The organism is Kitasatospora sp. NPDC087314, from assembly GCF_044744365.1.
Lineage (GTDB): Bacteria > Actinomycetota > Actinomycetes > Streptomycetales > Streptomycetaceae > Kitasatospora.
The window spans coordinates 130,209-153,853 of sequence record NZ_JBIUYE010000005.1 but is presented as its reverse complement, the minus strand read 5'-3'; the positions used below and the strand labels follow the sequence as shown (position 1 = coordinate 153,853).

The 23,645-nt window shown below is 71.0% G+C and carries 50 protein-coding genes; all 50 read left to right on the top strand.

Translation table 11 applies throughout. From position 1 onward, the window contains the following. Positions 1-106 precede the first annotated feature (106 nt). The 50 genes from ACIO5E_RS12730 (at position 107) to ACIO5E_RS12485 (ending at position 23,589) form a co-directional block, all read left to right on the top strand. Positions 107-370, top strand: coding sequence for a hypothetical protein (locus ACIO5E_RS12730; protein ID WP_400666613.1), 264 nt, complete (start codon positions 107-109; stop codon positions 368-370). Beyond that, on the top strand, positions 367-702 hold the full coding sequence (locus ACIO5E_RS12725; RefSeq protein WP_400666611.1) for a hypothetical protein: 336 nt from the start codon (positions 367-369) through the stop codon (positions 700-702). The genes ACIO5E_RS12730 and ACIO5E_RS12725 overlap by 4 nt, the downstream gene beginning before the upstream one ends. Further along, positions 699-875: a hypothetical protein gene (locus ACIO5E_RS12720; protein WP_400666609.1), complete on the top strand. Its 177-nt coding sequence runs from the start codon at positions 699-701 to the stop codon at positions 873-875. Before ACIO5E_RS12725 ends, ACIO5E_RS12720 begins: the two co-directional genes overlap by 4 nt. Then, complete coding sequence (locus tag ACIO5E_RS12715; RefSeq protein WP_400666607.1) at positions 872-1,045, top strand: hypothetical protein; 174 nt, start codon at positions 872-874, stop codon at positions 1,043-1,045. Before ACIO5E_RS12720 ends, ACIO5E_RS12715 begins: the two co-directional genes overlap by 4 nt. After that, entirely contained in the window at positions 1,045-1,374 is a 330-nt protein-coding gene (locus ACIO5E_RS12710) for a hypothetical protein (protein ID WP_400666605.1), read from the top strand. Before ACIO5E_RS12715 ends, ACIO5E_RS12710 begins: the two co-directional genes overlap by 1 nt. Further along, on the top strand, positions 1,371-1,520 hold the full coding sequence (locus ACIO5E_RS12705; protein WP_400666603.1) for a hypothetical protein: 150 nt from the start codon (positions 1,371-1,373) through the stop codon (positions 1,518-1,520). Before ACIO5E_RS12710 ends, ACIO5E_RS12705 begins: the two co-directional genes overlap by 4 nt. Further along, a complete protein-coding gene (locus tag ACIO5E_RS12700; RefSeq protein ID WP_400666600.1) occupies positions 1,517-2,218 on the top strand; it encodes an exonuclease domain-containing protein in 702 nt (233 codons plus the stop codon). The genes ACIO5E_RS12705 and ACIO5E_RS12700 overlap by 4 nt, the downstream gene beginning before the upstream one ends. Then, on the top strand, positions 2,215-2,655 hold the full coding sequence (locus ACIO5E_RS12695; protein WP_400666598.1) for a hypothetical protein: 441 nt from the start codon (positions 2,215-2,217) through the stop codon (positions 2,653-2,655). Before ACIO5E_RS12700 ends, ACIO5E_RS12695 begins: the two co-directional genes overlap by 4 nt. Then, a complete protein-coding gene (locus ACIO5E_RS12690) occupies positions 2,652-2,864 on the top strand; it encodes a hypothetical protein (protein WP_400666596.1) in 213 nt (70 codons plus the stop codon). Before ACIO5E_RS12695 ends, ACIO5E_RS12690 begins: the two co-directional genes overlap by 4 nt. Position 2,865: 1 nt before the next feature. Further along, entirely contained in the window at positions 2,866-3,144 is a 279-nt protein-coding gene (locus tag ACIO5E_RS12685; RefSeq protein ID WP_400666594.1) for a hypothetical protein, read from the top strand. Further along, complete coding sequence (locus tag ACIO5E_RS12680; protein ID WP_400666592.1) at positions 3,107-4,039, top strand: helix-turn-helix domain-containing protein; 933 nt, start codon at positions 3,107-3,109, stop codon at positions 4,037-4,039. Before ACIO5E_RS12685 ends, ACIO5E_RS12680 begins: the two co-directional genes overlap by 38 nt. A gap of 14 nt (positions 4,040-4,053) precedes the next feature. Next, positions 4,054-4,347 (top strand): hypothetical protein, encoded by a 294-nt coding sequence (locus ACIO5E_RS12675; RefSeq protein ID WP_400666590.1) that lies wholly within the window; start codon positions 4,054-4,056, stop codon positions 4,345-4,347. Between the two features lie 10 nt (positions 4,348-4,357). Continuing rightward, on the top strand, positions 4,358-4,690 hold the full coding sequence (locus tag ACIO5E_RS12670) for a hypothetical protein (protein WP_400666588.1): 333 nt from the start codon (positions 4,358-4,360) through the stop codon (positions 4,688-4,690). Positions 4,691-4,700: 10 nt separating this feature from the next. Beyond that, a complete protein-coding gene (locus ACIO5E_RS12665) occupies positions 4,701-5,084 on the top strand; it encodes a hypothetical protein (protein WP_400666586.1) in 384 nt (127 codons plus the stop codon). Beyond that, complete coding sequence (locus ACIO5E_RS12660) at positions 5,081-5,254, top strand: hypothetical protein (protein WP_400666584.1); 174 nt, start codon at positions 5,081-5,083, stop codon at positions 5,252-5,254. The genes ACIO5E_RS12665 and ACIO5E_RS12660 overlap by 4 nt, the downstream gene beginning before the upstream one ends. Next, entirely contained in the window at positions 5,251-5,511 is a 261-nt protein-coding gene (locus tag ACIO5E_RS12655) for a hypothetical protein (protein WP_400666582.1), read from the top strand. Before ACIO5E_RS12660 ends, ACIO5E_RS12655 begins: the two co-directional genes overlap by 4 nt. Continuing rightward, positions 5,508-5,810, top strand: a complete 303-nt coding sequence (locus ACIO5E_RS12650) for a hypothetical protein (protein ID WP_400666580.1) — start codon at positions 5,508-5,510, stop codon at positions 5,808-5,810. The genes ACIO5E_RS12655 and ACIO5E_RS12650 overlap by 4 nt, the downstream gene beginning before the upstream one ends. Next, the gene (locus ACIO5E_RS12645) at positions 5,807-6,145 is read left to right on the top strand and encodes a hypothetical protein (RefSeq protein ID WP_400666578.1); all 339 of its coding nucleotides are present in this window, start codon (positions 5,807-5,809) and stop codon (positions 6,143-6,145) included. The genes ACIO5E_RS12650 and ACIO5E_RS12645 overlap by 4 nt, the downstream gene beginning before the upstream one ends. A 186-nt stretch (positions 6,146-6,331) precedes the next feature. Next, positions 6,332-6,898 (top strand): hypothetical protein, encoded by a 567-nt coding sequence (locus ACIO5E_RS12640; RefSeq protein WP_400666576.1) that lies wholly within the window; start codon positions 6,332-6,334, stop codon positions 6,896-6,898. A 103-nt stretch (positions 6,899-7,001) separates the two neighbouring features. Further along, on the top strand, positions 7,002-7,163 hold the full coding sequence (locus ACIO5E_RS12635; protein WP_400666574.1) for a hypothetical protein: 162 nt from the start codon (positions 7,002-7,004) through the stop codon (positions 7,161-7,163). Continuing rightward, positions 7,160-7,732: a hypothetical protein gene (locus ACIO5E_RS12630; protein ID WP_400666572.1), complete on the top strand. Its 573-nt coding sequence runs from the start codon at positions 7,160-7,162 to the stop codon at positions 7,730-7,732. The genes ACIO5E_RS12635 and ACIO5E_RS12630 overlap by 4 nt, the downstream gene beginning before the upstream one ends. A gap of 9 nt (positions 7,733-7,741) precedes the next feature. Next, positions 7,742-7,909: a hypothetical protein gene (locus ACIO5E_RS12625; RefSeq protein WP_400666570.1), complete on the top strand. Its 168-nt coding sequence runs from the start codon at positions 7,742-7,744 to the stop codon at positions 7,907-7,909. A gap of 60 nt (positions 7,910-7,969) precedes the next feature. Beyond that, complete coding sequence (locus ACIO5E_RS12620; protein WP_400666568.1) at positions 7,970-8,236, top strand: hypothetical protein; 267 nt, start codon at positions 7,970-7,972, stop codon at positions 8,234-8,236. Between the two features lie 45 nt (positions 8,237-8,281). Then, positions 8,282-8,422, top strand: a complete 141-nt coding sequence (locus ACIO5E_RS12615) for a hypothetical protein (RefSeq protein WP_400666566.1) — start codon at positions 8,282-8,284, stop codon at positions 8,420-8,422. Between the two features lie 56 nt (positions 8,423-8,478). Further along, positions 8,479-9,096 carry a hypothetical protein gene (locus tag ACIO5E_RS12610; protein WP_400666564.1) on the top strand — a complete coding sequence of 206 codons (618 nt, stop codon included), beginning with the start codon at positions 8,479-8,481 and terminating at the stop codon, positions 9,094-9,096. A gap of 119 nt (positions 9,097-9,215) precedes the next feature. Continuing rightward, a complete protein-coding gene (locus ACIO5E_RS12605) occupies positions 9,216-9,449 on the top strand; it encodes a LysR family transcriptional regulator (RefSeq protein ID WP_400666562.1) in 234 nt (77 codons plus the stop codon). A 73-nt stretch (positions 9,450-9,522) separates the two neighbouring features. Beyond that, entirely contained in the window at positions 9,523-10,269 is a 747-nt protein-coding gene (locus ACIO5E_RS12600) for a DUF2637 domain-containing protein (RefSeq protein ID WP_400666560.1), read from the top strand. Positions 10,270-10,275: 6 nt separating this feature from the next. Beyond that, positions 10,276-10,434 carry a hypothetical protein gene (locus ACIO5E_RS12595; protein ID WP_400666558.1) on the top strand — a complete coding sequence of 53 codons (159 nt, stop codon included), beginning with the start codon at positions 10,276-10,278 and terminating at the stop codon, positions 10,432-10,434. Position 10,435: 1 nt separating this feature from the next. Beyond that, positions 10,436-10,591, top strand: coding sequence for a hypothetical protein (locus tag ACIO5E_RS12590; RefSeq protein ID WP_400666556.1), 156 nt, complete (start codon positions 10,436-10,438; stop codon positions 10,589-10,591). A 10-nt stretch (positions 10,592-10,601) separates the two neighbouring features. Then, positions 10,602-10,919: a hypothetical protein gene (locus tag ACIO5E_RS12585; protein ID WP_400666554.1), complete on the top strand. Its 318-nt coding sequence runs from the start codon at positions 10,602-10,604 to the stop codon at positions 10,917-10,919. Next, the gene (locus ACIO5E_RS12580; protein WP_400666552.1) at positions 10,916-11,626 is read left to right on the top strand and encodes a hypothetical protein; all 711 of its coding nucleotides are present in this window, start codon (positions 10,916-10,918) and stop codon (positions 11,624-11,626) included. Before ACIO5E_RS12585 ends, ACIO5E_RS12580 begins: the two co-directional genes overlap by 4 nt. Continuing rightward, on the top strand, positions 11,623-11,853 hold the full coding sequence (locus ACIO5E_RS12575) for a hypothetical protein (RefSeq protein ID WP_400666550.1): 231 nt from the start codon (positions 11,623-11,625) through the stop codon (positions 11,851-11,853). Before ACIO5E_RS12580 ends, ACIO5E_RS12575 begins: the two co-directional genes overlap by 4 nt. A 209-nt stretch (positions 11,854-12,062) precedes the next feature. Further along, on the top strand, positions 12,063-12,260 hold the full coding sequence (locus ACIO5E_RS12570; RefSeq protein ID WP_400666548.1) for a MerR family transcriptional regulator: 198 nt from the start codon (positions 12,063-12,065) through the stop codon (positions 12,258-12,260). 9 nt (positions 12,261-12,269) lie between these two features. Next, positions 12,270-13,061 carry an SGNH/GDSL hydrolase family protein gene (locus tag ACIO5E_RS12565; protein WP_400666546.1) on the top strand — a complete coding sequence of 264 codons (792 nt, stop codon included), beginning with the start codon at positions 12,270-12,272 and terminating at the stop codon, positions 13,059-13,061. 357 nt (positions 13,062-13,418) lie between these two features. After that, positions 13,419-13,778, top strand: coding sequence for a holin (locus ACIO5E_RS12560; RefSeq protein ID WP_400666544.1), 360 nt, complete (start codon positions 13,419-13,421; stop codon positions 13,776-13,778). Between the two features lie 221 nt (positions 13,779-13,999). Beyond that, the gene (locus ACIO5E_RS12555; protein ID WP_400666541.1) at positions 14,000-14,452 is read left to right on the top strand and encodes a hypothetical protein; all 453 of its coding nucleotides are present in this window, start codon (positions 14,000-14,002) and stop codon (positions 14,450-14,452) included. Then, positions 14,433-16,052: a terminase gene (locus ACIO5E_RS12550; protein WP_400666539.1), complete on the top strand. Its 1,620-nt coding sequence runs from the start codon at positions 14,433-14,435 to the stop codon at positions 16,050-16,052. The genes ACIO5E_RS12555 and ACIO5E_RS12550 overlap by 20 nt, the downstream gene beginning before the upstream one ends. Then, positions 16,052-17,479 carry a phage portal protein gene (locus ACIO5E_RS12545; protein ID WP_400666537.1) on the top strand — a complete coding sequence of 476 codons (1,428 nt, stop codon included), beginning with the start codon at positions 16,052-16,054 and terminating at the stop codon, positions 17,477-17,479. The genes ACIO5E_RS12550 and ACIO5E_RS12545 overlap by 1 nt, the downstream gene beginning before the upstream one ends. Beyond that, positions 17,472-18,467 (top strand): hypothetical protein, encoded by a 996-nt coding sequence (locus ACIO5E_RS12540; RefSeq protein ID WP_400666535.1) that lies wholly within the window; start codon positions 17,472-17,474, stop codon positions 18,465-18,467. The genes ACIO5E_RS12545 and ACIO5E_RS12540 overlap by 8 nt, the downstream gene beginning before the upstream one ends. Before the next feature lie 45 nt (positions 18,468-18,512). Then, a complete protein-coding gene (locus tag ACIO5E_RS12535; RefSeq protein WP_400666533.1) occupies positions 18,513-19,133 on the top strand; it encodes a hypothetical protein in 621 nt (206 codons plus the stop codon). Between the two features lie 41 nt (positions 19,134-19,174). Beyond that, complete coding sequence (locus ACIO5E_RS12530) at positions 19,175-20,131, top strand: DUF5309 family protein (protein WP_400666531.1); 957 nt, start codon at positions 19,175-19,177, stop codon at positions 20,129-20,131. A 13-nt stretch (positions 20,132-20,144) separates the two neighbouring features. Continuing rightward, a complete protein-coding gene (locus ACIO5E_RS12525; protein WP_400666529.1) occupies positions 20,145-20,333 on the top strand; it encodes a hypothetical protein in 189 nt (62 codons plus the stop codon). 3 nt (positions 20,334-20,336) lie between these two features. Then, positions 20,337-20,702, top strand: coding sequence for a Gp19/Gp15/Gp42 family protein (locus ACIO5E_RS12520; RefSeq protein WP_400666527.1), 366 nt, complete (start codon positions 20,337-20,339; stop codon positions 20,700-20,702). Further along, a complete protein-coding gene (locus ACIO5E_RS12515; RefSeq protein WP_400666525.1) occupies positions 20,699-21,109 on the top strand; it encodes a DUF6093 family protein in 411 nt (136 codons plus the stop codon). Before ACIO5E_RS12520 ends, ACIO5E_RS12515 begins: the two co-directional genes overlap by 4 nt. Continuing rightward, entirely contained in the window at positions 21,106-21,486 is a 381-nt protein-coding gene (locus ACIO5E_RS12510; RefSeq protein WP_400666523.1) for a hypothetical protein, read from the top strand. The genes ACIO5E_RS12515 and ACIO5E_RS12510 overlap by 4 nt, the downstream gene beginning before the upstream one ends. Continuing rightward, the gene (locus ACIO5E_RS12505) at positions 21,483-21,890 is read left to right on the top strand and encodes a hypothetical protein (RefSeq protein WP_400666522.1); all 408 of its coding nucleotides are present in this window, start codon (positions 21,483-21,485) and stop codon (positions 21,888-21,890) included. The genes ACIO5E_RS12510 and ACIO5E_RS12505 overlap by 4 nt, the downstream gene beginning before the upstream one ends. An 11-nt stretch (positions 21,891-21,901) precedes the next feature. Continuing rightward, positions 21,902-22,231, top strand: a complete 330-nt coding sequence (locus tag ACIO5E_RS12500) for a hypothetical protein (protein ID WP_400666520.1) — start codon at positions 21,902-21,904, stop codon at positions 22,229-22,231. Positions 22,232-22,289: 58 nt separating this feature from the next. Continuing rightward, positions 22,290-22,769: a hypothetical protein gene (locus ACIO5E_RS12495; RefSeq protein ID WP_400666518.1), complete on the top strand. Its 480-nt coding sequence runs from the start codon at positions 22,290-22,292 to the stop codon at positions 22,767-22,769. After that, the gene (locus ACIO5E_RS12490) at positions 22,769-23,284 is read left to right on the top strand and encodes a hypothetical protein (RefSeq protein ID WP_400666516.1); all 516 of its coding nucleotides are present in this window, start codon (positions 22,769-22,771) and stop codon (positions 23,282-23,284) included. The genes ACIO5E_RS12495 and ACIO5E_RS12490 overlap by 1 nt, the downstream gene beginning before the upstream one ends. Positions 23,285-23,304: 20 nt before the next feature. Further along, positions 23,305-23,589, top strand: a complete 285-nt coding sequence (locus ACIO5E_RS12485; RefSeq protein WP_400666514.1) for a hypothetical protein — start codon at positions 23,305-23,307, stop codon at positions 23,587-23,589. The last annotated feature ends 56 nt before the right edge of the window (positions 23,590-23,645 follow it).

Here is a 23,645-nt window from a genome sequence, read left to right as displayed (position 1 = left end):
ACCCCTGACATGGGTCGGGCCCCCGCCCGGCAGACACCCGGTCGCACCCGGATGCCGCCAGTGAGAGCCCTGGACCCCACCCCTACTGCACAGAGAGGTGGACGTCTTGTCCCCCATCATCCCCTACACGTTCCCGGAGACCGCCACTGCGGTCCGGGAGAGCATCGTCAACGCCCCGCTGGACGCGGCACTGTCCCGGCTGGCCTCGCCGTCGCTGCCGCGCTGCCCGGACCTGGGCAGCGATTACGACGAGCTGAACTACCTGATCCTCGACCACCTGTTCGGCCCGCTGCCGGAGCTGCCGGCGTGGTCGCCGCAGACGGAGCTGCTGGTCGCCGAGTTCGAGGCGCGGACGGGCGGTGCCCGGTGAACGAGATCCAGAGCGAGGAGTACCTCGACGAGCTCCGTGACCGGTACAGCGCCCGGACGGACGAGGACGCCGCTGTCGTCGTGAAGCTGCTGGACGAGATCGACGCGTTGGACGGCGCCTTGTCGGATTCGGAGGACGAGGTCGAACGTCTGCGTGCGCGGTACGAGCCCAAGGCGGTGACGGGTTCGGTGTCGAAGTTGCCGTCCGGTAAGTGGCGGGCCCGTTGGTGCGACACGGACGGCAAGCGGCACTCGAGGACGTTCGACCGGAAGCACGACGCCAGGGGCTGGGTCCTCTACGCGAAGTCGCGCGGGATCGGTGGTGCCCGGTGAGCACCCCGGTGCCGAAGCTGCCGGTGCGCCACCCGATGCCCGGCGAGGACGACCTGATGGCCCGCTGGATGGATGACCACGGTGTCCCCGCGGACTGGTCGGAGCAGGCGACGTTGGACTACGCGGCAGCGGTCGCCCAGCTGCGCGTCGAGGGCACGGACGGTGCCGAGTGACCATCCCCGACAACACCGACTACGCCACCTGCGGCCTGCCGCGCCGTGACCACGTCCGCGGGTGGATGCCCGGGCCCGGCTGGCACGTCTACGAGCCGCCCACCGCCGAGCAGGCCGAACACCGTTACCTCGCCCGCTTCCCCCGCCAGCGCACCAACCGGGAGTCCTGATGCTGTTCCGCCGTACCGTCACCGACGACCCCCGAGTCCGCCACCTGCAGGCCGAACTCGCCGAATCCCACCAGCAGAACGTGCAGCTGGCCGCGCGCCTGCGAGGTGAGACGCGCCGCGCCGACCAGGCCGAAGAGGCCCTCGACCAGATGCGCCTCGCGCTCCGCGACGGCCACGCCCAGCTGGTCCGCCGCGTCGGCCAGCAGCAGCGCGAGATCGACCAGCTCCGCAAGGACCGCGACGGCGCACTCGCCCAGCTCGACAACGCGTTGTACGACGAGCGGACGATCGCCACCATCAACGCCGGCACCGCCAAGGCGGCGGCATGAGGACGGTGCTAACGGCGCTCCCGCTGTCCGACGAGACGCTGGCGGCCGCCCGGCAGTACCTGGAGGCGTGGGCCCAAGACCCTGACGATCTGACCCTGATGCTGGACGCCCTGGGCATCGAGTTGCAGCTCGGGGGTGCCGAGTGAGCTGGTGGACGGATGAGTGGCTGGCGGTGGACCTGGAGACCACTGGCCTGGATCCGAAGGCCGACCGGATCGTCTCGGCTGCGACTGCGTGGTGTGAGCGTGGGGTGCCGTTCGAGACCCGCACCTGGCTGGCTGACGCTGGCCGGCAGGAGATCCCGGTCGAGGCCACGAAGATCCACGGGATCACGACGCGGCACGCACACCGGTACGGGCGGCCGACCGGGCTGGTCGCGCACGCTGTCGCGGGCCTGATGTCGGTGGCTGCCGATGACCGGGCGCCCGTGGTCGTGGCGAACGCGCCGTTCGACCTAACGATGCTCGCCTGCGAGCTCCACCGGACCTCATACAGGGCGCCGGAGGTAATGCGGGTTCTGGACCCGCTGCTGCTCGACTGGCGGCTCGACCCGTTCCGGGAGGGCCGTCGGCGGCTGGAGGACCTGTGCCGACACTACGAGGTCGAGCACGGCGGCCCGCACCGGGCTGACGCCGACGCGGCGGCCGCGGCTGCGGTGGCGTACCGGATCGTCGGCCACTTTCCGCAGCTGCAGGCCATGACGTTGGCCGAGGTCCACGAGGCCCAGGTCAAGTGGGCGGCGGAGCGTGCGGCGGCCCGACAGGCGCACAAGCGCCGCACCGACCCCGCCGCAGTCGTGGACGGCCACTGGCCGCTCATCCCCCGGCAGGGGGTAACGGCGTGACCCCCGAGGAGCGCGGCGACCTCGCCCAGCGACTGCTGCCGCTCGCGGCCGGCCTCGCGTGCGTCGTCCACGGCGACGGCGGCCCGGACGAGATCCGGCACGCCCTGGTCCAACTCGACGACGCCGAGCGGGACGCGCTGATCGTGGTCCTGGCCGGCCTAGTCGACCCGAACGCCCGACTGCGCGACGTGCTCGGCTACCTGACCTGGGACGAGCACGGCCACCGCGTGAAGCCGACCGGTGCCACCCGCACCCTGCGCGACATCGCCGAGGACTGCTACGGCGGCATCGACGTCGAGGAGCTGTTCGAGGACGAGCAACGGCGCACGGTCGAGCACCTAGCCCGGGTTGGGTTCGGGCCGCGGGAGATCGCGGTCCGAACCGGACTCAACGAGCGCACGGTGCACCGGATGCGCAGGGTCGGGGTGGCAGCGTGACCGTCCAGCGCTACCGGGATCCGGCCGACCGGGCAGAGGAATTCGGCGCCACCATGACGGCCGCCACGGTGCCCGAGGAGGACCGGGAGAGCGCCCGCCGGTACGTGGCCCGCCGAGCCCTCGACGAGGCGGACGAGCGGCTGCTGCTGGCCGCTCTCGACCTCGACCAGCCGGCCACGACGACCCACCCTCGACACCAACGGAGTTGAGATGAGCACCGAACAGAACACCTCGATGGTCGCCATCGACGGCCGCGACGCCCTGTTCTTCCTGATCGTCCGCCCCGGCGCCCAGGGTGCCAGCGGCTCCAACGTCACCCTTGAGCACGGCGGGAGCGGCCTGACCAGGGCCCAGGCCGCGTACATCCTGCGCCAGGTCGCCGACCGCCTCGACGCCGAGGCTGCGGCCGAGGTGCTCGCCGTCCACAACGAGCTGTGCGGCTTCACGAACGGTGTCACCAACCGCTGCACCTGCACCGCAACCCGCTGACTGCCTGGGGCGGGGCGGCACCGTCCCCCGCCCCAGGCCACCAACCCTCACCACCCCGAACCTGGGAGCCCGCCCCGTGGCCACTGACCGACCCGCCGAGCGCACGCAGTCCGTGCGGAACGCGTGGATCAACGCGCTCCGTGCCGAGACTCTGCGCGTTGCAGAGCGGGAGCAGGCTCGGGTAGCGCAGGTCGGACACTGGATCGCCACCTACGCGGACGCGGACGGCGACAACGCGTGGCCGTCTCGGGAGACTCTGTCGGTGCTGTGCGGCTGCACGAAGGAAGCCGTGACGCGGGCCGTGGCGGTGCTGGTGGCGGTGGGAATCCTGGAGCGACGCCGTCGGCCGAACGCCTCGCAGGTGTATCGGCTACTGATGCCGACCGGCCAACGCCTGGACTGGGCGGCAGCGATGCCGCTGTTCACGGAGACGCGGCAGAAGCGGGCGTACGCGGCGAAGAAGGCACGCGAGATGGAAGCTGCGCTCAGCCCCCGGACAGCGTCCGTGGACGCCATCCGGACAGCGTCCGTGGACTGCCTTCCGGACAGCGTCCACAGCGGGGTTTCCGGACAGCGTCCGTGGACGCCATCCGAGGATTCGGACAGCGTCCGTGGACGCCCCCGGACAGCGTCCGTGGACGCCATCCGGACAGCGTCCGTAGCGGCCCCTACCAGTACCCCTACCTCCGGTAGGGACCCACTCCACCACCACGACACGGCTGATCACCCACCTCAGCCACAGGTACGCGCGCACGAGCCACGCGAAAACGATCAATCAGCCGAGTACCCCACACCGCCACCGGACTGGATCTCCTGCACCGTCTGCGGCCGGCACATGCTGCCCCGCCCCGGTCGACCGGACCACCACCCCGGTTGCATTCCCGCAGCCGCCTGAACGGAGCCACCGCCATGCCCGACACCCTGCTGCTGTTCGTCACCCTCGACAACGCCAACTGGCCCCTCGCCGCTTGCCGGTGGGTCCGCTACACCGCCAACGGATGTGCCACCGGATCCATCCACGGCACCCGCGCCACCACCCCCGAGGATGCCGCCATCCACTTCACCGCCAGTCGGCGTGACCGCGACCGCGAGTACCGCCGCGGCGTCCGCTACCGCCTCGTCAGCCCCGACACCTGGCGCTCCGTTCGGGCCTGCGTCCTCGGCGAGTGCACCCACCAGACCACCGACCGTCCCGCCGCCTGAGGAGACCCCGATGAACCCCATCGACATCACCCGCGCCCGGCACGAGATCTTCCTCCGTCAGACCATCGCGCACGGCGTCGGCGTTGCCCGCGGCCCGCGCGGGACGACCGGTGCCCACTCCGACGCATCCGTCAACGCCTGGTGGGCCCACCGCCTTCTCGGTGCGCTCGCCACCGCTATGCCTGCGACGGCCCTCGCCGACCTGCTCGACGACATCAGCGAAGAGCTGCAGATGGGCGACGCGCACGAGGCCGCGTACGTCGACGCGGTCGCCATCGGGATCGACGTGGATGTGTTGACCGCGCACGCCGAGGCCAAGTTCACCACCCAGCCCGCCGCCTGAGGAGACCACCGTGACCACCGCCTTCGTCGTCCGCGGCAGCAGCCGCTACCACGCCGACGCCGCCTGCCAGGCCCTCGACAGCGCCCGCCTCAACACCGGCGGCACCGTCCTCCAGATCACCGCCAACAGCAGCACCCACACCCCGTGCCTCGTGTGCGTCGAGGTCGACCGCACCGAATGGACCCTCACCCCGGCCAATCTCGCCGAACTGTGGGAGTTGATCGGGCCGTCCAAGCCGCACTACGCCGCCATGAACGGCCGGACAGAGGTCGACGGCCTCACCATCTGGGCCCACAACGGCATGCCGCGCACCGTTGCCCGGTTCGGCGACACCATCACCCGCCACACCGACGGCACCTGGACCGTCCAAGCCGCCACCGAGGTGCGCTCGTGATCCCGTGCCCCCGCCCCGACTGCACGCTCGACCTCGGCGACACCTTCGAGGTCACCACCCTGTACGGCACGACCGGGGCCCGCATGTACGTCGAGTGCCCGGACGGTCACCGCTTCGAGGTCGACGTCATTTCCATGGTCGAGCCCACCACCGAGGAGACCACCCGATGAGCACGCCCGACACCAGCAGATTCCTCCCGCTCAACGGACTCGGCCGCGTCCAGTTCGTCGACCGCGACGGCGACACCGCAACCATCACCCCCGCCGGCATCGTCGCCGACGACCGGACCCGTGCCGCCGTCTACATCGAGACCAGCGACAACGGCGTGTACGTGCCCCTCGACGCGATCGACGAGTTCATCGCCGCGATCCGCGAGGCTGCCCGCCTTGCCGGCTGGCGCGCCACCGCCGAGGAGACCACCCGATGAGTACCCAGCAGTCTGCCCGTGACCTCCTGCTCGACGTCATCAGCGTCACCGAGTGCGCCAACCGGGGCAGGACTCCGGAGGGCCTCCTCGACGCCTACCGCAAGGAGGTACTTGCCAAGGAGGCCGCCCGGCAGCGGGCCGCCGCAGACATCCTCCCCGAACACCTCGCCGCCGTTCGCCCGCTGATCGGCACCGTGGCTGACCTGATCGACCCGGGCGCCCTCGTCTGGGTCGCTCCGGCCCGCATCCGTGACGCCGCGACCGACCTGCTCGCCATCACCGAGGAGCCCACCCGATGAACCAGCCCCAGCCCGCCGCCAGCGAGCAGACCCGCTGCCCGTCCACCCACTGGCACCTGCTCCTCAGGTGCGAACTGTCCCGCGGGCACCGCGACAACTGGCACCAGGGCCGGGACGCCGCCAACACCACCATCCGTTACCGCCGCACCATCGGCGTCACCGAGGCGTACCGCAACGGCGAATGGCAGCCCACCGACGTGCCCACCCCCGACGGCCTGGACTGGCGAGCCACCGAGTCCGTGCTCAACCACGCCGGCCAGCGCGGCGACGCCGACACCATCACCGTCATCGACGGTCTGAGCCGACAGAACGACGCCCTGCTCGCCGAGAATTAGCAGCTTCGCGAGCAGGCTGAGGGCGCCCGCGTCCGCCTCTGGCTCATCGAGCAGACCCTCGCCGCGGTCGACGTCAGCCAGGACCCGGCCGGCATCGCCGGCGACCTCGGCCCGTACCTCGACGGGCCCCTGCACCCCAGCCACATCGCCGCCTACCACCACCACGGCGCCCAGGAGGCCTGAGCCATGACCCAGCCCCAGCCCGACGCGCCCCTCGACCTCGACGCCATCCAGGCCCGCGCAGAGGCGGCCACCCCCGGACCCTGGCACGTCGAGGAGGACCGGCGGGACTACACCCGATGGGTTGCCACCCTCGACGGCACCCTCGGCATCAACTTCGGCTACCTCGGCAACCGCACCGAGGGCGACGCCGCGTTCGTTGCAGCCGCCCGTACCGACGTCGAGGCCCTGCTCGCCCGGGTCCGGGAACTGGAGGCCGAGCTGGCCCGCGCCAACCGCAGCTCCTACTCCGGCCGCCACGTCTGGGAAGCCTGGGCCGAAGAGGGCGACCACACGCTCTGCACCACCGAAGCCGATGCCAAGGCCGCCGCCATCCAGATCTGGTCCGAGTCCGAGTACGACGGCAGCGACCGCCCGAAGGGCTTCATCCCGGGCTGGCACGAGACCGCGTGGGGCCTCGAACTCCTTGACGACGGCGAGCACACCGGCGTGTTCGTCGCCCGCCACGACGTCTTCGGCCGGGACGCCACCGACCCGGAGCCCGCCCCCAGCGGCCCGCAGACGGCCGCCTGACGGCCGAACAGCACCGCACCGGACCACGGACACCACGGGGGCGCGCCCAGCCCGCCACGCGCCCCCACAACCTCGCCACACACACCCACCACGGAGACCCGCCATGTCCCAGCCCACCGACGCCGAGACCCGCAAGATCCTCGCCGCAGCTGCCGAACGCGTCCGCGCCCTGAAGATCCGCGAGCCGCTCGACGATGTTGACCACCACGTCAACGATGTCCTTGAGCAGGCCGCTCGCGCCGTGACCGTCAGCGGTACCCGGTGACCGACACCCCGCCGCCCACCCTCACCGAGCGCATCGCCGACGCCCTGCGCACCGTCGCCTACTCCTGCGACGGCACCGACTGCCGCGCCACCGACCAGGAGTGCGAGGCCGCCCACCCGGTCCGTCGGCCCGAGCCGTGGCGCTACGTCGTCCGGATCGAGGGAAGCCCTGAGGGGCTCGCCGCCGCCGTGCTGGCCGTGGTGCAGCCCGAGCTGGACCGCATCCCGCTTTTGGAGGAGCGAGTTTCGAGGCTGACCGCAGCGCTGGAAAGCGCCAACGACGTGCCCGCCCGCGTTGCCTGGCAGGCCTTCGCAGAGGAAGACCGGCTCCGCGCCGAGCTGGACACCCTGACGGCAGTCGCCCGGACCAACGCCGCCGCCCATCGCGTGGCCGTCGAGGAGTGCGAACGCCTCCAAGCCGCCATCGGCGCCGTACGGCAGCTCCACCAAGTGCGCGACCACGGCGGCTGGCAGATCTGCACCGAATGCAGCCGCATCGGCCACATCACCCGCCCCTGGCCCTGCGACACCGCAACCGCGCTCGACACCGCCCGTACCACGACCAACTGAGGCCACGCCATGGACCCGATCACCATCCGCTGGGACCGCACCATCCTCCCCACCGCGCCCGGCGCCGACACCATCGTCTGCTGCCTCACCGACGACGGCCGGCCCGTCGCCCTCATCCTCAGCGACGAACACCGCGAGGCCCTCGGCCTGCAGCTCATCGACCCCGACGGCAACTGACCCCCTGACGCCCGACGCCGCCCGCAACCCGCGGGCGGCCCCAACCCCAAGGAGCACGCCGTGTACCCCAACCTCTTCACCACCCCCGGCCTCGCCCGGGTCGCCGAGGAAATCGACGCCGAACGCGCCCGCCAGATTGCCCGGTGGGGAGACCAGCGCCACCCCGACGGCACCGGTGGCCCCATCATGCGCCAGCAGGCCGACGAGGCACGCGCCCAGTGCCAGTACCTCGCGGACACCGGCGGCGACTGCTACAACCCCGACTACCCAGAGCCGTGGCCGTGTCCAACGATCCGCGCCCTCGACGGCGCCGAGGCCCGGCCGTGAGCTGCCCCGACGACGAGTGAGACGGCTGGAAGGACGAGGCCCTGCTTGACGGCCTCGACCCCCGACTGCTACCACCCCGCTCACCCCGATGAGACCTGCGAGCAGGCCGACCAGCCACAGGCCGAGTTGCAGGCCGCGTACGCCGAGTGCATCGCCCACATCCGGCGCGAGCACGCACAGCTGTGACCTGTCAACACAACGGCCAGCCCGCCCACTGAACCGCACGGAGACCGGAGACCGGAATGCTCGACTTCGCCATCGGCGCCCGCCTCACCCGCGAGCTCGCCGAAATGCCCCAGCTCGCCATCCAGGCCCAGCTCGCCATCCAACCCGGCGCCAGCCCGCGAGGAGCCCGTGTCTCCGGCGCCAGCCCGCGAGGAGCCCGTGTCCCGCTCCGCCTCGACATCGCGTCCTACCTCGGCCCCGCCAGCGGCGACGTCCGCGACCCCTACGGCGACCAGGACGGCATCGTGCCCCTCGCCGGAACCCTCACCGCCTGGGCCCGCATCCACCTGGAGGAGTGCAGCCGCTTCGGCGCCCCCGCCGACGCCACCATCGGCGGCCTCCTCACCTACCTCGGTCGTCGAGACGTCCTCGCGTGGGCCGTCACCCGCATGTGGGCCGACGAGTACGCCGCCGAAATCCACGACGCCTGGCGCACCCTCGACGCCTACGCCGCCACCCGCGCCCGCCGGCGCCCGCTGCAGCTACCCTGCCCGCGGTGCGGACTGCTCTCCCTGTCCCAAATCGACGGCGAGGACATCCGATGCGGCAACGACGCCTGCCCGCGTGACCTCATGAGCCAGGCCGAGTACGAGTGGCGTGTCGAGCAGTACCTCGCGCTACACGACGCGGCGTGAATCGATGCCCAGCGGCTGCGTTGCGACTATCCGCAACGCAGCCAAGGTGGCGCGCAACAGCGCGGCGCACAACACGAACTGATTGACCGTAACCCCAGGGTTACGCTACGGTCGAAGCAATGAACCCGAGCCGATGGCAAGACCGGGTGCAACAGGAAGACGAGCTGCTGCAACAGCTCCGAACCAAAATGTCGCACGCCGGACAACGCCGCGCAGAAGCCCTGTACCAGGGCGTCGCCGAGCTCGGCAGCGTCGAAGCAGTCGCTGCGGAACTCGGCATCAGCCGTCCCGCAGTCAGCAAGGCGATGCGCAAGAACCGGCCCGCTGCAACGGGCCACACCACAACCCCATAACAACAACGGCCCCGGCCGGCGTGGCTGCAACCACCCGACCGGGACCGCCCGACCACAGGAGTCACGACCTCCCATGGCCACCCAGAACGATAGCGCCACCGCAACGGCGCCGATCAACCCCCCGCCCCGCGACGCCCGCACCTGGCTCGCCATCGGCGCCGCCATCACGAGCACCGTGCTCACCGCAGCCGCCTTCTGGCTCTCCTACGAGCACCTCCACGACGTCGCCGCCACCAACGGCCTCCAGGGCGCCGTCGCCCGTAGCTGGGCCTGGCCCGCCACCGTCGATCTGTTCATCATCGTCGGCGAACTCCTCATCCTGCGCGCCAGCCTCGCCGCCCGCGTCGACGGATGGGCCATCGCCCTCACGATCGCCGGGTCCGGTGCCAGCATCGCCCTCAACGTCGCCGGCGTCGGGGCCGGAGCCCCGCGCCTCACCTACGTCGTCGCCGCGGTGCCGCCCATCGCGGCCCTCCTCGCCTTCGGCGCACTCATGCGACAGGTGCACGAGTACCTCACCCCACAGAGCTCGCCCAGCGACGACGAGTCGGTCTACGACGACAGCCAGCCCGAACAGCCCGTTGCACCGCCCGCAATGGCCGATGCACTGGTGTGGCAGGACGTCGAAGAAGCCATGCGGCCCGTCGCAGACGACACCGAGACCGTCACGCTCATGACCGTCCCGGAAGTTGCCGCCGCCAAGGGCGTTGCGGAAGGCACCGTGCGGTCGTGGCACCACCGCAACAAGTTGCCCTCGGTGCAGCGCGACAGTGACGGCAGGCTGCTCTTTCACCCCGCCACCGTCGCAGCGCTCGACTAGACCGCCATGCCCGCCGCCCTGTGGTGGGCGGTCCCCGCCGCGCTCGCACTCACCGTGCTCACCATCCGCGCCCCGCGCGGCTACCGCACCGTGCTGCTGCTCGACGCCGCCAGCGCCTGGACCGCCCTCATCATCGCCGCGCTCCCCCTCCTCCTCCGGAGCTGACATGCCGCCCTACCAAATGGGGCCGGCCATGTGGCCCCTCGCCATCCTGCTCCTCTTGGCGCTCGCTCCGAAGCGGATCAAGCAGGCAGCCCTCCTCTGGCTCCGCTGGACCGCCCTCGCCATCGCCGTCCTGCTCCTCCTCCCCTACGTCCTCTGAGAGGCCCGCCATGGACCACCACCTCGCCACCGCCATTGACACCGCCGCCCAGTACCAGCTCGCCGCCCCCGAAAAGGCCCCCGCCGTCGAGGTCAACGGCGCCATGGGCGGCGCCCTCATCATCGGACTCATCCTCGCCACTGTCCTCATCACCAAGTGGCGCAACGACAAGCTGTCCGACAGCGAGAAGAAGAGCATCATCGTCGCCGTCATCATGACCGCCTGCCTCTACGGCGGATCCGGCATCGTCGGCAGCCTCCTCGACACCGTCCGCAACACCGCCGACCAGACCGGCACCACCATCACCCAGACCAGCCTCGGACGGTGACCACCATCCAGCGCCGGGCCGCCGAAAGGCTGTACGCCGGATCGGCCGAGGTAGCCCGGCGCCTCGGCCGGTGGGCGGCCGGCACCAGCGTCGGCGTCAAGATCGGCGGGGGAGCCCTCCTCTGGAAAGGCGCCCCCGTTCTCCTCGACGCCGCCCACCACCAGCCCCTCATCCCCGTCGGCACCGCAGCAGCCTGGACCTGGGCAGCATGGCGAGCAGGACACCCTGCCCCTCTTCCCGAACCCGGGAAAGAGGCAGCACAGAAACCTGGGGCCGAGCCGTCAGCGACCCAAGCGACCCAAGACCAAGAGCCGAACGAGCAGGACGAGTTCCTCGCTCTCCTGTACCACCTGATGCCCGGCACCACGCCCGGCAGGGACGACCGGATCCACCTCGTCCAGATCGCTGACGCCTGGTCCGACAACCCCACCGACACCTCCCCCATCCGGGCCCTCCTCAGTGACACCGGCATCCCCATCACCGACTGCCGCGTCCCCGGCCGAGGCCCCTCCAAGGGCATCTACCGACGCGACCTACCCCCACTCCCCAACCCTGACCACCAAACCCTCTCAGGCGTTGTTGCCGAGCCTGACCAGCAACAACAACAGCAACAACAACCCGTAGAAGCGCCCCGAGAGGGGTTCCTGATCAAGGCGGACCCGGCCAACCCCGCCCACTCCATCGTCCACTGGAAGGAAGCATCATGAACGAGACCACCGAGACCATCGAGGCCAGCTACCGCACCGCTGGCGGCGCCGTCATCGACGTCATCGCCCGCACCGACTTCGACGGCGACTACGAGATCTACATCTGGTCCTGCCCCGGCTGCCGCGCCGAACAGCCCCTGGCTGCCTGCGGGCGGCAGGAAACCCTCGACACCGCGCAGAAACACGCCAAGGCCTGCCACGCGCTCCCGAGGAAGACCGGCCGGTGAGCCGCATCATCGCCCTGGCCGCGTACCTCTGCCCCAGTTGCCGCTGGTGGGTCGAGCCCGGTCATACCTGCCACCCCGTCGACCGCTAAGCGCTCCGCTTGCACAAGATCCGCACCTGTGTCACGCTGCTGACAGCACCACACGTGCGCCCACGTAGCGAAGGGCCCGACCGCCACGGTCGGGCCCTTCCGCATTCCCGGGAGGCGGCCATGGATACCCTGCTCACCGGACCCGAAGCCGCAAACCTCTGCCGCGTCACGCCAGAGGCGATTCGGCAGTGGAAGCGCCGCGGCCACCTGCAGCCCGCCGGCCTCGACCACCACGGTCGGCCCCTCTACCGGCAACTCGACGTCGCCCGAGCCGAAGTGCGGACCCGCAAGCGGGCCGGCCGAGTCCTCGCCGCATGAGGAGAGCCAGTGACTGACACCCCGTACAGCCCCGCCACCGCGACAGCGCTGGCCATCGGCGCCACCTCGGACGGATGGGTCGACGAGACCGGCGTCCCATGGGACGGCGCCGTCGTCTCCTACAACCAGCGGTCGATCGAACAACGCACCGCCACCCTGCTCACGGACCTGCGGGACAACCTCGCCGCCCTACGGGCCGTCGTTGCCCCGCCCACCCGGAACATCCGAATCATGTGCGTCGGCGACAGCATCACCGTCGGCTCCGGCAGCACCGGCCCCGGCGGCCAGATCGACCGCTACGGCAACGGCATCGGGCAGGGCTACCGCCCCTGGATCACCGACCTCCTCGCCCGCCGACGCATCTCCGCCCAGCTCACCACCCTCGCCCAAGGCGGTCAGACCGTCCGCACCATGGCGCCGCCCACGCTTGCCGCGCTGCCGACCGCCCAGCCCGACATCGTCCTCATCGACCTCGGCACCAACGACATGGGCGGCGACTTCACGGACTGGCAAAGCCGATACGGCCAATTCGTCGACCAGATCCTCGCCAGCAGCCCCGCCGTCCGCGTCGCCTGCGCCCGCATCCCCTACTACCGGGGCATCGCCACCAGCACCGTGGACAGTGTCAACGCCGCCGTGGACGCCGTCGTCCAGTCCCGGCAGCGCACCGGCCGCGTCGCCGCCGCCGACATGAGCGTCATCACCCAGCACTGGACCGCCGACGGCATGCACCCCCTCGATGCCGCCTACCTCACCATGGCCCAGACCTGGCTCACCGCCATCGGGCCCTGGCTGCCGTAGCTACGGAACCAACGGGCCCTCACTACCAGACTGCCTCGCAGCTGAGGCAGCCGGCAGCGAGTCACGGCCAGCAACCAGGCCGCCCACCAGGGCGGCGGCACCACCAACCACCAGCAGCCAGGACACACCCTGCCGCTCGCTGATCTTCGCCGAGCACGACACCGGCACATCCCGAGAGATCGACACCGACTCCTTCGGCGACCACGGCGACCCGCACTCATCCCCTGCCGGGTACAGGCCCAGCACCGCACCCCCGGCCGCCAACACCACACCAGCCAGCGCCACACCCTGTGTCACCTGAGACACAACCAACCCCCGTCGTAGACAGGCCGCACAGCGTAGGGCAGGTGATCGACCATGACCAGACATCGCGCACTCACCGTCTGCACCGTGGCCGGCTGCCCTGAGCTCACCACCGGCGGCCGCTGCCCCACCCACCAGGCCGCAGCCGAACAGGCCCGCGGCACCCGCACCCAGCGTGGCTACGGCACCGGACACCAGCGCCGCTTCCGACCCGGAGTCCTGGCCCGCGACCCGGTCTGCGTGCTCTGCCACCAGCAGGCCAGCCAGCACGCCGACCACTGGCCGCTCAGCAGGCGCGAGCTGGTCGACGCTGGCCACGACCCAGATGACCCGCAGCATGGTCGAGGGCTCTGCCACAGCTGCCACAGCAGGGAGACGGCCAGGCACCAGCCAGGAGGCTGGAACGCCCAGTGACCACTAACTGCCAGCCACCCCAGGTCAGTCACCCAGGGTGACAGGACCCAGGGGGGTGACCCCCTCTGGCCATCTGCCAGGGACCCGCGGGGGAGGGAGCTCGCGGTGCGTACGGGTCTGGAAGGTTCCGCAGCCCCACTTTCGTAACTCAGTGTGACCCCTGCGCGGGCCGCAACGGCCGGTGCTGACGTGCCGCAACGGCACCCGGAGAGGTGATCACGATGGCCGGTGTCGGCCCCGCCCCCAAGGACCCCTCGCAGCGACGCCGGCGCAACGCCGATCCGGTCGCCGGAGCGGTCCTGCCTGCTGCCGGCCCCGACGGACCGACCCCGGTTCTGCCCGGAGGCCACGACTACGACAGCCGCACGCTCGCCTGGTACGAGACGTGGCGGAGCTCGCCGCAGGCCGCGCTGTTCCTGGCCACGGACTGGCAGCGGCTGCACATGCTGGCCCAGCTGGTCGAGCAGTACTGGATCGAGCCGAAGAAGGAACTCCTGTCGGAGATCCGGCTGAACGAGGCGGCCCTCGGCGCGACAGCGGCCGACCGGGCCCGGTTGCGCTGGAGCGTGGCCGAGCCGGAAGTTCCGGTGAGGAAGCGCGCCGCCGCAGGCCGTGCTGCGGCCTCCCGACGGGACCGAGTGCTGCGAGTGGTTGATGGCCAGGCGGAAAGCTGACCCGACTCGGTTCGTCTCCCTAGGCTTCGACGCCATCGACTGGATCGAGCACTACCTCTGCCACGGCCCGGGCGACGTCCAGGGCCAGCCGCTCGTCATCGATGACGAGATGGCCGCGTTCATCGTCAAGGCGTACGAGCTGGACCCGGCGACAGGCCGCCGGAGGGTCAACCGGGCGTTCCTGTCCCGGCCGAAGGGCCGCGCCAAGTCGGAGCTGGCCGGTGCGTTGGTGTGCTTCGAGGCGCTCGGCCCGTGCCGGTTCGACGGCTGGGACGCGAACGGCGATCCGGTGGGCCGCGTGCAGACGTACCCGTTCATCCGGTGCATGGCCACCGAGGAGGGCCAGGCCGGCAACACCTACGACAACGTCGCCACGATGCTGGAGCACCTGGTTGAGCACTTCGGGGACGAGTTCCCCGGGATCGACCTGGGCCGCAACGCCCAGACGTCGAGCCGGATCTTCATCGAGGGCGGCGGCGAGATCGTCCCCTCGACGGCGTCCTCGGCGTCGAAGGACGGCGGCAAGGAGACGTTCGGGGTCTTCGACGAGACGCACCTGTACGTGCTGCCGGAGACCCGGGCGATGCACAAGACGGTGCGGCGCAACTTGGTGAAGCGTCGCCAGGCCGAGCCGTGGTCGCTGGAGACCTCGACGATGTACGCGGTCGGCGAGAGCTCGGTGGCCGAGGCCACCCACCAGTACTACGAGGCCGTCAAGGCCGGCAAGGTGCGCGACGGCGGCCTCCTCTTCGACCACCGGCAAGCCCCGCACGTCGAAGACCTCATGGACGACGCCCAGTTGCTGCCCGCGCTGGAGTACGTCTACGGGGATGCGGCCGGGTGGATGGACCTGGAGCGCATCGCAGCGGACATGCGCGAGCCGGACACCGATCCGGCGGATGCCCGACGCTACTTCCTCAACCAGCCCGGCACCGCGTCGGCGAAGGCCTTCGATGCGGGCCGCTGGGCGGAGTTGGCGAATCCGGACTTCGTGGTGCCGAGGAAGGAGCTGATCGTGGTCGGCTTCGACGGCGCCCGCTGGCGGGACGCCACCGCGCTGGTCGGCACGCACCTGGAGACCGGGCACCAGTGGGTGCTCGGGGCCTGGGAGTCTCCTGTCCGACCGGACGAGGCCGAGCAGTGGGAGGTCCCGGCTGCCGAGGTGAACGCCGCCCTCGAAGCGGCCTTCGACCAGTGGCGCGTGGTGCGGGTCTACGCGGACCCGCCGTACTGGGAGGAGACCGTGGCGGCGTGGGCTGGGAAATACGGCGAGCGGATCGTCGTCGAGTGGTGGACGCACCGGCCCCGGCAGATGGCCTTCGCCTTGCGCGCGTTCCGCACCGCCCAGACCGACGGCTCGCTCGCGCACGACGGCGACACGCTGTACGCCCGGCACATCGCCAACGCGGTGAAGCGGGACGCCCGGGTGCGCGACGACGACGGCAAGCCGATGTGGGCGATCCAGAAGGACCGCCACGACTCGCCACGCAAGATCGACGCCGCCATGGCCGGGTGCCTGTCCTGGGAGGCCAGGCGCGACGCCATCACCGCGGGCCTCAACAAGCCGAAGAAGTCGAGCCGGATGGTGGTGATGCGCTGATGGATCTGAGCCCGGACGAGTGGCTGACGCTGCTGACGCGCCGCCACACCCAGCTCCTGCCGGACCTGCAGGCCCTGGACCGCTACTACGAGGGTCTGCAGCCGCTCTCGTACATGCACCCCCAGCTGGTGACGGAGATCGGCGACCAGTTGCGGCAGGTGGTCATCAACTGGCCGCGCCTGGTCGTCGACTCCCTTGAGGAGCGTCTGGACGTCGAGGGGTTCCGCTTCGCGGTGCCCGACTCGACGGCCGCGGAGGACGAGCAGGACGAGGCCACGGCCGACGATCTGTGGCGGATCTGGCAGGCCAACAACCTCGACGAGGGCAGCCAGCAGGCGCACGTCGACGCGCTGGTGATGCGCCGCTCGTTCATGATCGTCGGCTCGAACCCCTCCGACCCGTCGACGCCGCTGATCACGGTGGAGTCGCCGCTGCAGATGGAGGTCGACTACGAGCCGGCCACCCGCGCGGTGCGGGCGGCGATGAAGCGCTGGTACGAGGTCGACCCGGTAACCGGCGCGATCCGGGACGAGAAGGCGACGATCTACCTGCCCGACCGCACCATGCACTACGCCAAGACCGTGCCGAACGGCTGGACTCAGCAGAGCGAGGACGTTCACGAGCTGGGCGTGGTGCCGGTGGTGCCGTTGGTCAACCGCGGGCGTCTGCTCAACCCGGGCGGCGTGTCCGAACTCGCGGACGTGATCCCGCTGTCGGATGCCGCGTGCAAGGTGGCGACGGACATGATGATCGCCGCGGAGTACCACGCCATGCCGCGCAGGTACGCGCTCGGCTTCGACCAGGAGGACTTCGTCGACGCCGACGGCAAGCCCGTTTCGGCGTGGACCCAGCTCGCCGGCCGGATCTGGGCGACTGCCAAGAACAAGCGCGACGACGGGGTCGAGGTCGGCCAGTTCCCCGAGGCTGCGCTGGACAACTTCCACGCCACCTTGAACCAGCTGGCGCGGACGGTTGCCGCGCTCGCCGGGCTGCCGCCGCACTTCATGGGCCTGTCGACCGACAACCCGCCGTCGGCGGACGCGATCCGCTCCTCGGAGATCCGCCTGGTGAAGCGGGCTGAACGCCGGCAGCGCGCCTGGGGCGGCTCGTACGAGCAGGTGATGCGCCTGGTGCTGCGGTTCCGCGACGGCGTATGGGCCCCCCGGGCTCGATCACTGGAGACCCGCTGGCGAGACCCGGCGGTACCGACGTTCGCGCAGAAGGCGGACGCCACCGTGAAGTTGGTGGCCGCCGGGATCCTGCCGGTCGAGATGTCCTGGGACGTACTCGGCTTCACCGCGGTGCAGCAGGAGCGGATGAAGCAGATGCAGGCCTCCGCTCTGGACCGGGCCATGGAAGGTGATCTCGCCGCCCTGCTTGGCCCCAAGCCGCCGCCCCCGGCGGTCAAACCGGTGCCCGGTGGCTGAGCAGAGCGCCGAGGAGATCGCGGCCGCCTACTACCGCCGCCAACAGGTCACCACCCGACAGGCCGCGGCCGCTGCCCAGGCGATCTGGCGGACGGTCGACGTCGACGCTCTCGACGAGTCGTGGCGGGCGTCCGGACCGTTGCTCGTACGGACGGTCGCGGACGGCCAGCGCCGTGCGGCGGCCCCGGCCGACGGCTATGTCACCGCGGTGGTCTCCGCGGACGGCGCCGCAACGGAGCCGGGCGGACGCCTGGCCGTCGAGGCGTTCGCCGGGCGGGCCGCGGACGGCCGGTCGCTGTCGAGCCTGCTGTACGAGCCGTGGATCGAGACCCGGTGGCGCCTTGCGGCCGGCCAGGCCAGGCCTGAGGCAATGCGCGGCGGCCTGGCCACGCTGATCCGCCAGGTCGGCACCGAGGTGCCCGATGCTGGCCGTGGGGCAGCCGGGGTGAGCCTGGCCAGCAACCGGGCGACCCGCGGCTATGTGCGCGTGCTCAACCCCCCGTCCTGCGCAAGATGTGCGGTCCTGGCCGGCATCCGCTACCGCTACAACGCCGGGTTCCAGCGCCATCCGAGGTGCGACTGCGTCCACCTTCCGGTCACCCGCTACAGCAAGGGCCGCGCAGCCTCGGACCCGAAGGATTACTTCCGCAGCCTCACGCGGGCCGAGCAGGACCGCATCTTCACGCAGGCTGGTGCGCAGGCGATCCGGGACGGCGCGGACATCGGGCAGATCGTCAACGCCCGCCGGAGCATGTACACCGCCGACGCCTACGGGCAGCGCCTGAAGTCGACGTACGACGCGACCACCAAGCGCGGCAGATTCTTCCGAATCGAGCGCCAGCGGGCGATCGACCGGGGCCTGATCCCGCCGTCCGGCCGGGGCTTTCGGTTGACCGCCCACCGGCTGTTGCCGGAGGAGATCTACAAGCGCGCGGGCAGCCGGGACGAGCTGATCGGCATGCTCCGCCGCTATGGCTACCTCATCTGACCCCGCAACGGGGCCGGACCACTTCACCCGCAACGGGAGCCCACCATGTCCACACCCACAGACCCGACCCCGCCACCCACTCCGGAGCCGCCGGCCGCCGACCCGCCGACGCCGCCCGACGCCCCGGAGCCGGCCCCGAAGGACTGGCAGGCCGAATCGGAGAAGTGGAAGCGCCTGTCCCGCGAGAACGAGACACGGGCCAAGACCAACGCGGACGCAGCGAAGCGGCTCGCCGAGATCGAGGATGCCCAGAAGAGCGAGACCGAGAAGCTCACCGAGCGCCTCGCCGCAGCGGAGGACCGCGCCACCGCCGCCACCCGGCTGGCCGTGGCCGCCCGGGTCGAGGCCATGGCCACCGGCCGGTTCGCCGACCCGCAGGACGCCGTCGACGCCCTCGGCGGCGGCTTCCTCGACGACGCTGGCCAGATCGACGCCACCGCCATCGAGCAGGCCCTGACCGCCCTCCTGGAGCGCAAGCCCCACTGGGCCGCAGCCGGGCCGACCGGGCCGCGCACCCCGGCCCCCGACCCCGCTCAGGGCGCCCGGCCGAACAGCACACCCACGCTGGCCCAGCAGATCTCCGACGCCGAGTCCCGCGGCGACGTCCAGGCGTCGATCGCCCTCAAGTCCCGCCAGCTGCGGGAACTCCAGACCAACCGCAAGTAGCACGGCAGGCCGTCGCCTGCCCCATCTGAGAGGAGCCCTTCATGGGCGCTGTTTCCGGGCAGGGGACGACCTACAACCTGCCGAACTACCACGGTGAGCTGTACAAGGTCACCCCGACCGAGACCCCGTTCCTGTCCGCGATTGGCGGCCTGACCGGCGGCAAGCGCACCCGGAGCGTCGAGTTCGAGTGGCAGACCGAGGACCGCCGCGCCTCCACCGCGAACAACACCGTCGTGGAGGGCGCCCCCGCCCCGACCGCAGTCGCCCGCTCGCGCTCCAACGTCTCCAACGTGGTGGAGATCCACCAGTCCGCCGTCGAGGTCTCGTACACCCGGCAGGCCGCGACCGGCATGTACTCCGGCATCAACATCGGCCAGGACGACAACCCGGTCGGCGACGAGCTCGACCACCAGATCCGCGTCGAGCTGGAGTCGATGGCTGTTGACGTCGAGATGTCGTTCCTGACCGGTACCTACCAAAAGCCGGCCAACAACTCGACGGCCCGCAAGACCCGCGGCCTGCTGACCGCCATCGCAACCAACGTCAACGCCAACGGCGGCACCGGCCGGGCCCTATCCAAGGCCATCGTCGACACCACCCTGCAGACCATGTTCGGCAACGGCGCCCGCATGCCGCAAGACAGCACGGTGTTCCTCCTCGGCCCCGGCCAGAAGGTCGCCCTGTCAAACCTGTACGGCACCGGCTCCCTCAACCAGCCGACCATGACCCGCAACGTCGGCGGCGTCGCGGTCGACACCCTCGTCACCGACTTCGGCACCTTCGGCGTGATGCTCGACCGCTGGATGCCCACCGGCCAGATCGCCATCGTAGACCTGTCGGTGTGCGCCCCGGTGTGGCTGGAGATCCCCGGTAAGGGCCTGCTGTTCGCCGAGCAGCTCGCCAAGGTCGGCGCCTCCGAGAAGTGGCAGCTGTACGGCGAGATCGGCTTGGAGTACGGCGCTGAGGCTTACCACGGCCTCATCAAGGACCTGACCTAAGGAGACCGCCGCCATGGCACGGTTCACCACCACACGCTATCCCGGGCTCAGCCTGCAGGACGACAAGGGCATCTGGGCTCAGTTCACGGACGGCGCCTGCGAGACCGCCGACCAGTCCACCATCAAGCGCCTACGCACCCTGCCCGACGACTACGAGGTCGCCGAGGTAAAGGACGCCCCGGCCGAGACCCCTCCGAAGTAAGCGGTGACAGACCTGGCGACGCTCACGGACCTGGCGGACCGGCTCGGGCGGGACCTCACGCCGACCGAGTCCCGCCAGGCCACCGCCCTCCTGCACGACGCGACCGCGGTCATCCTCGACCGCTTCCCCCGGTACGCCACCACGCCGACCGCCGCTTCAACCGCAGTGTGCAGCGCGATGGTGCTGCGGGTACTCCGCAACCCGGACGGGAAGCGGAGCGAGCAGATCGATGACTACTCCTACACCGTCGACAGCGCTCGCTCGGCCGGGGAGCTGTACATCACCGAGCACGAACTGGACACCCTCCGGCCGATCCGTACCTCGGCGTTCAGCATCACGCCCGTCATGCCGCCGGTGGTGACGTCGTGATCGACCCAGGTCCGGCGCTGGCCGCTGGCCGGGTGGCTCACGAGGCCCTGATGCTGGACACGGTTCGCCTGGTGCGCCCCGGCAAGGACGTTTACGACCCGGCGACCGGCGCCACCGGCCAGCCGGACGCCCGGGTCCTCTACCAGGGTCCGGCCAGGGTGAAGCCGAACGTCGTGCAGGAGCGGGACGTTCAGGCCGGGCAGCGCGAGGTCGTCCTGCGTCGCTACCAAGTCGCGCTGCCGTGGTCCGCCATGCCGCTGGCGGTGGACCGGGTGGTGGCCGGCGACCAGCTGATCGTGGATGCCTCACCGGACCCACGGCTGGCTGGCATGACGTTGTGGGTGACGTCGGTCGGAGAGTCGTCGACTGCTACCGCGTGGCACCTCGGAGTGGAGGACCGCTCATGACCGTGGACGTGAGCGGCCTGGAGGCATTCGCCGCCGAACTCGCCCGCGCCGGCGCCACGCTGGACCGGCAGGCCAGGGCCGTCGTCTCCCGGGGCGCGCTCAACATCAAACGCGACTGGCAACAGAACGCCCGAGCTTCCAGCGGCCGGTACGCGCCGCACTACCCCGCCTCCATCGGCTACGACCTTGAGGTCACACCGTTGGGTGCGAGCGCGGTCATCGGCCCGGACAAGGCCGGCCCGCAGGGGCCACTCGGCAACATCCTGGAGTACGGCACCTCGCGGCAGGGCGGCCACAACGATGGCGGGCGCGCGCTGCTGGCCGAGGAGCCCCGGTTCCTGACCGCAGTTGAGCAGCTCGCCCGGGACCTGCTGTGACCACGCCCGCCACCCTGCCACACATCACCGCCGTCCAGGCCGCGCTGGCGGCCGCTGGGTTGACGGTGTATCTCGGCGGCGCGCCGGCCGGGCCCGCGCCGCTGCCCAAGGCCTACGTCGTGCTCTACCCGGGGCCCGGGGCGTCCGGCGCCGCGTCGATTGCCGACGACCGCACCGTCCTCGACCTGCTCTTGCAGGTCACCTGCGTGGCCACCACCCCCGACGGCGCCCTCGGCACGGCCGACCGGACCCGCACGGCGCTCTCCGCCTCACTGGCCGTGGACGGCCGCGCCACCTGGCGCCCCGAGGAACTCGGCGGGCCGCCGCTCCAGCGCGACAACGACGTCACCCCGCCCCTCTACCACCAGCCGGTCCAGTACCGACTCCGATCCATACCCGCATAGAGGAGGGCCCCATGGCCACCCTGACACCCCAGGTCGTCTCCATTGCCGGCCTCACCCCCACCTACACCGCAGCCGGAGCGTCCGGCGACAAGGTCAGTTGCGGCGAGCGCACGTTCATCCACGTGAAGAACGCCTCCGCCAGCAGCATCACCGTGACGCTGACCGCCACCGGCAGCGTGCGCGGCCAGGCCGTCACCTCGCCGACCGTCTCCGTCCCCGCCTCCGGCGAGCGCATGATCGGCCCGCTCACCGCGGACCTGTTCGCCGGCGCCACCGACGGCCTCGCTGCCATCGGCTACTCGGCGACCGCCACCGTGACGGCCGCCGCGCTCCGCATCTGACCAGCTCCACCAACGTGCCCCGCCACTTGGCCGGGCTTCTGTATGCCCAGGAGGGCTCATGTCTGACGTCATCGGTGATGGCAAGGTCCGGGTGGCCTGGGCTACGTCCATCGCCAACATCAACGCCCCGACTGCGGCAGAACTCACTGCCGCCATGGACATCACCGTTCGCATCACCCCGGACGGACTGAAGACCGACCCGGCCACCGCCGCGGTCAACACCAGCTCCCTCGCCTCCACCTTCGACACGGAGGAGGCCGGCCGCGTCAAGTTCACCAACGAGCTGACGCTCAAGCGGGGCAACACCGCCCCGGAGGATCTCGCCTACGGCACTCTCGTCAAGGGCGCGCGCGGCTTCATGGTCGTGCGCCGCGCCGTCGACTACACGACCGCGTGGGCATCCGGCCAGCAGGTCGAGGTGTACCCGACCGTCTGTGGTGAGCGTCAGAACAAGGCGACCGCCCCGAACGAGGTCATGAAGTACAGCGTTCCGATGTTCGTCCCCACCGAGCCGGCCACCAACGCGACGGTCGCCTGATGCCCCAGGACATCGAGGACATCATCGCGGGCGCCACGCTGCGCGAGGCCCGGGTGCCGCTGTGTCTGGCCGGCGACCTGCTCGGCGACTACGAGGCGCTGGAGCGCCAGCTCTCGGACGCCGCTGCCCTGGTCGGCCAGTCCCTGGCCGGCGGCCCGCGAGTCGACATTGCCGCCCGCATGGAGGAACTCCGCGCCGAGATGGCCGAGCACACGGTCGAGTTCCGCCTGCGCGCCCTCGGCGACGAGGCCTGGTCCGACCTGATCGCCGCCCACCCGGGCACCGGCGTCCAGGCCTTCGACCCGAAGACCTTCGGACCGGCTGCCGTCGCCGCGTGCGCGGTCGAACCGGCCATGACCGTCGACCAGTACCAGCGGCTGGCCAAACGGCTCAACCACGGCCAGCAGGAAGCCCTGCTCAACACGGTCTGGGACCTCAACACGAAGGCGGCCCAGCAGGTCCCTTTCTCGCTGCTCGCCTCCGCGACCGCCGCCTCCCCAACCGGCGAGAAGTAGAGGCTGCCCGGGCCTGGGGCGTGCCCCGGTCAGTGTTCCTCGGCCGGGTGGTCGGTGCGGGCGAGCCCCTGTGGACGGACTCCGACCGGGCGTGGGCGCTCGCCCTCCTCACCGTCGAGGAGGACACATGCCGGGGCTGCGGCCAGCCACTCACCGAATCGACCGACGCGGACGCCGAGAACGCGTGGACGGCAGAGGTCATCCGCTGCCACGCCTGCACCACCGCACACCAACGCTCCACGCAGTTCCAGAAGGACGGCGGCGACCTCGGCGGCGCCCACATCCACGTACGGCATCGGAGGTGACGCGCCATGGCTGACCGCGTCGTCAACGTCCGCCTCAACCTGGACAACGCCGGTGC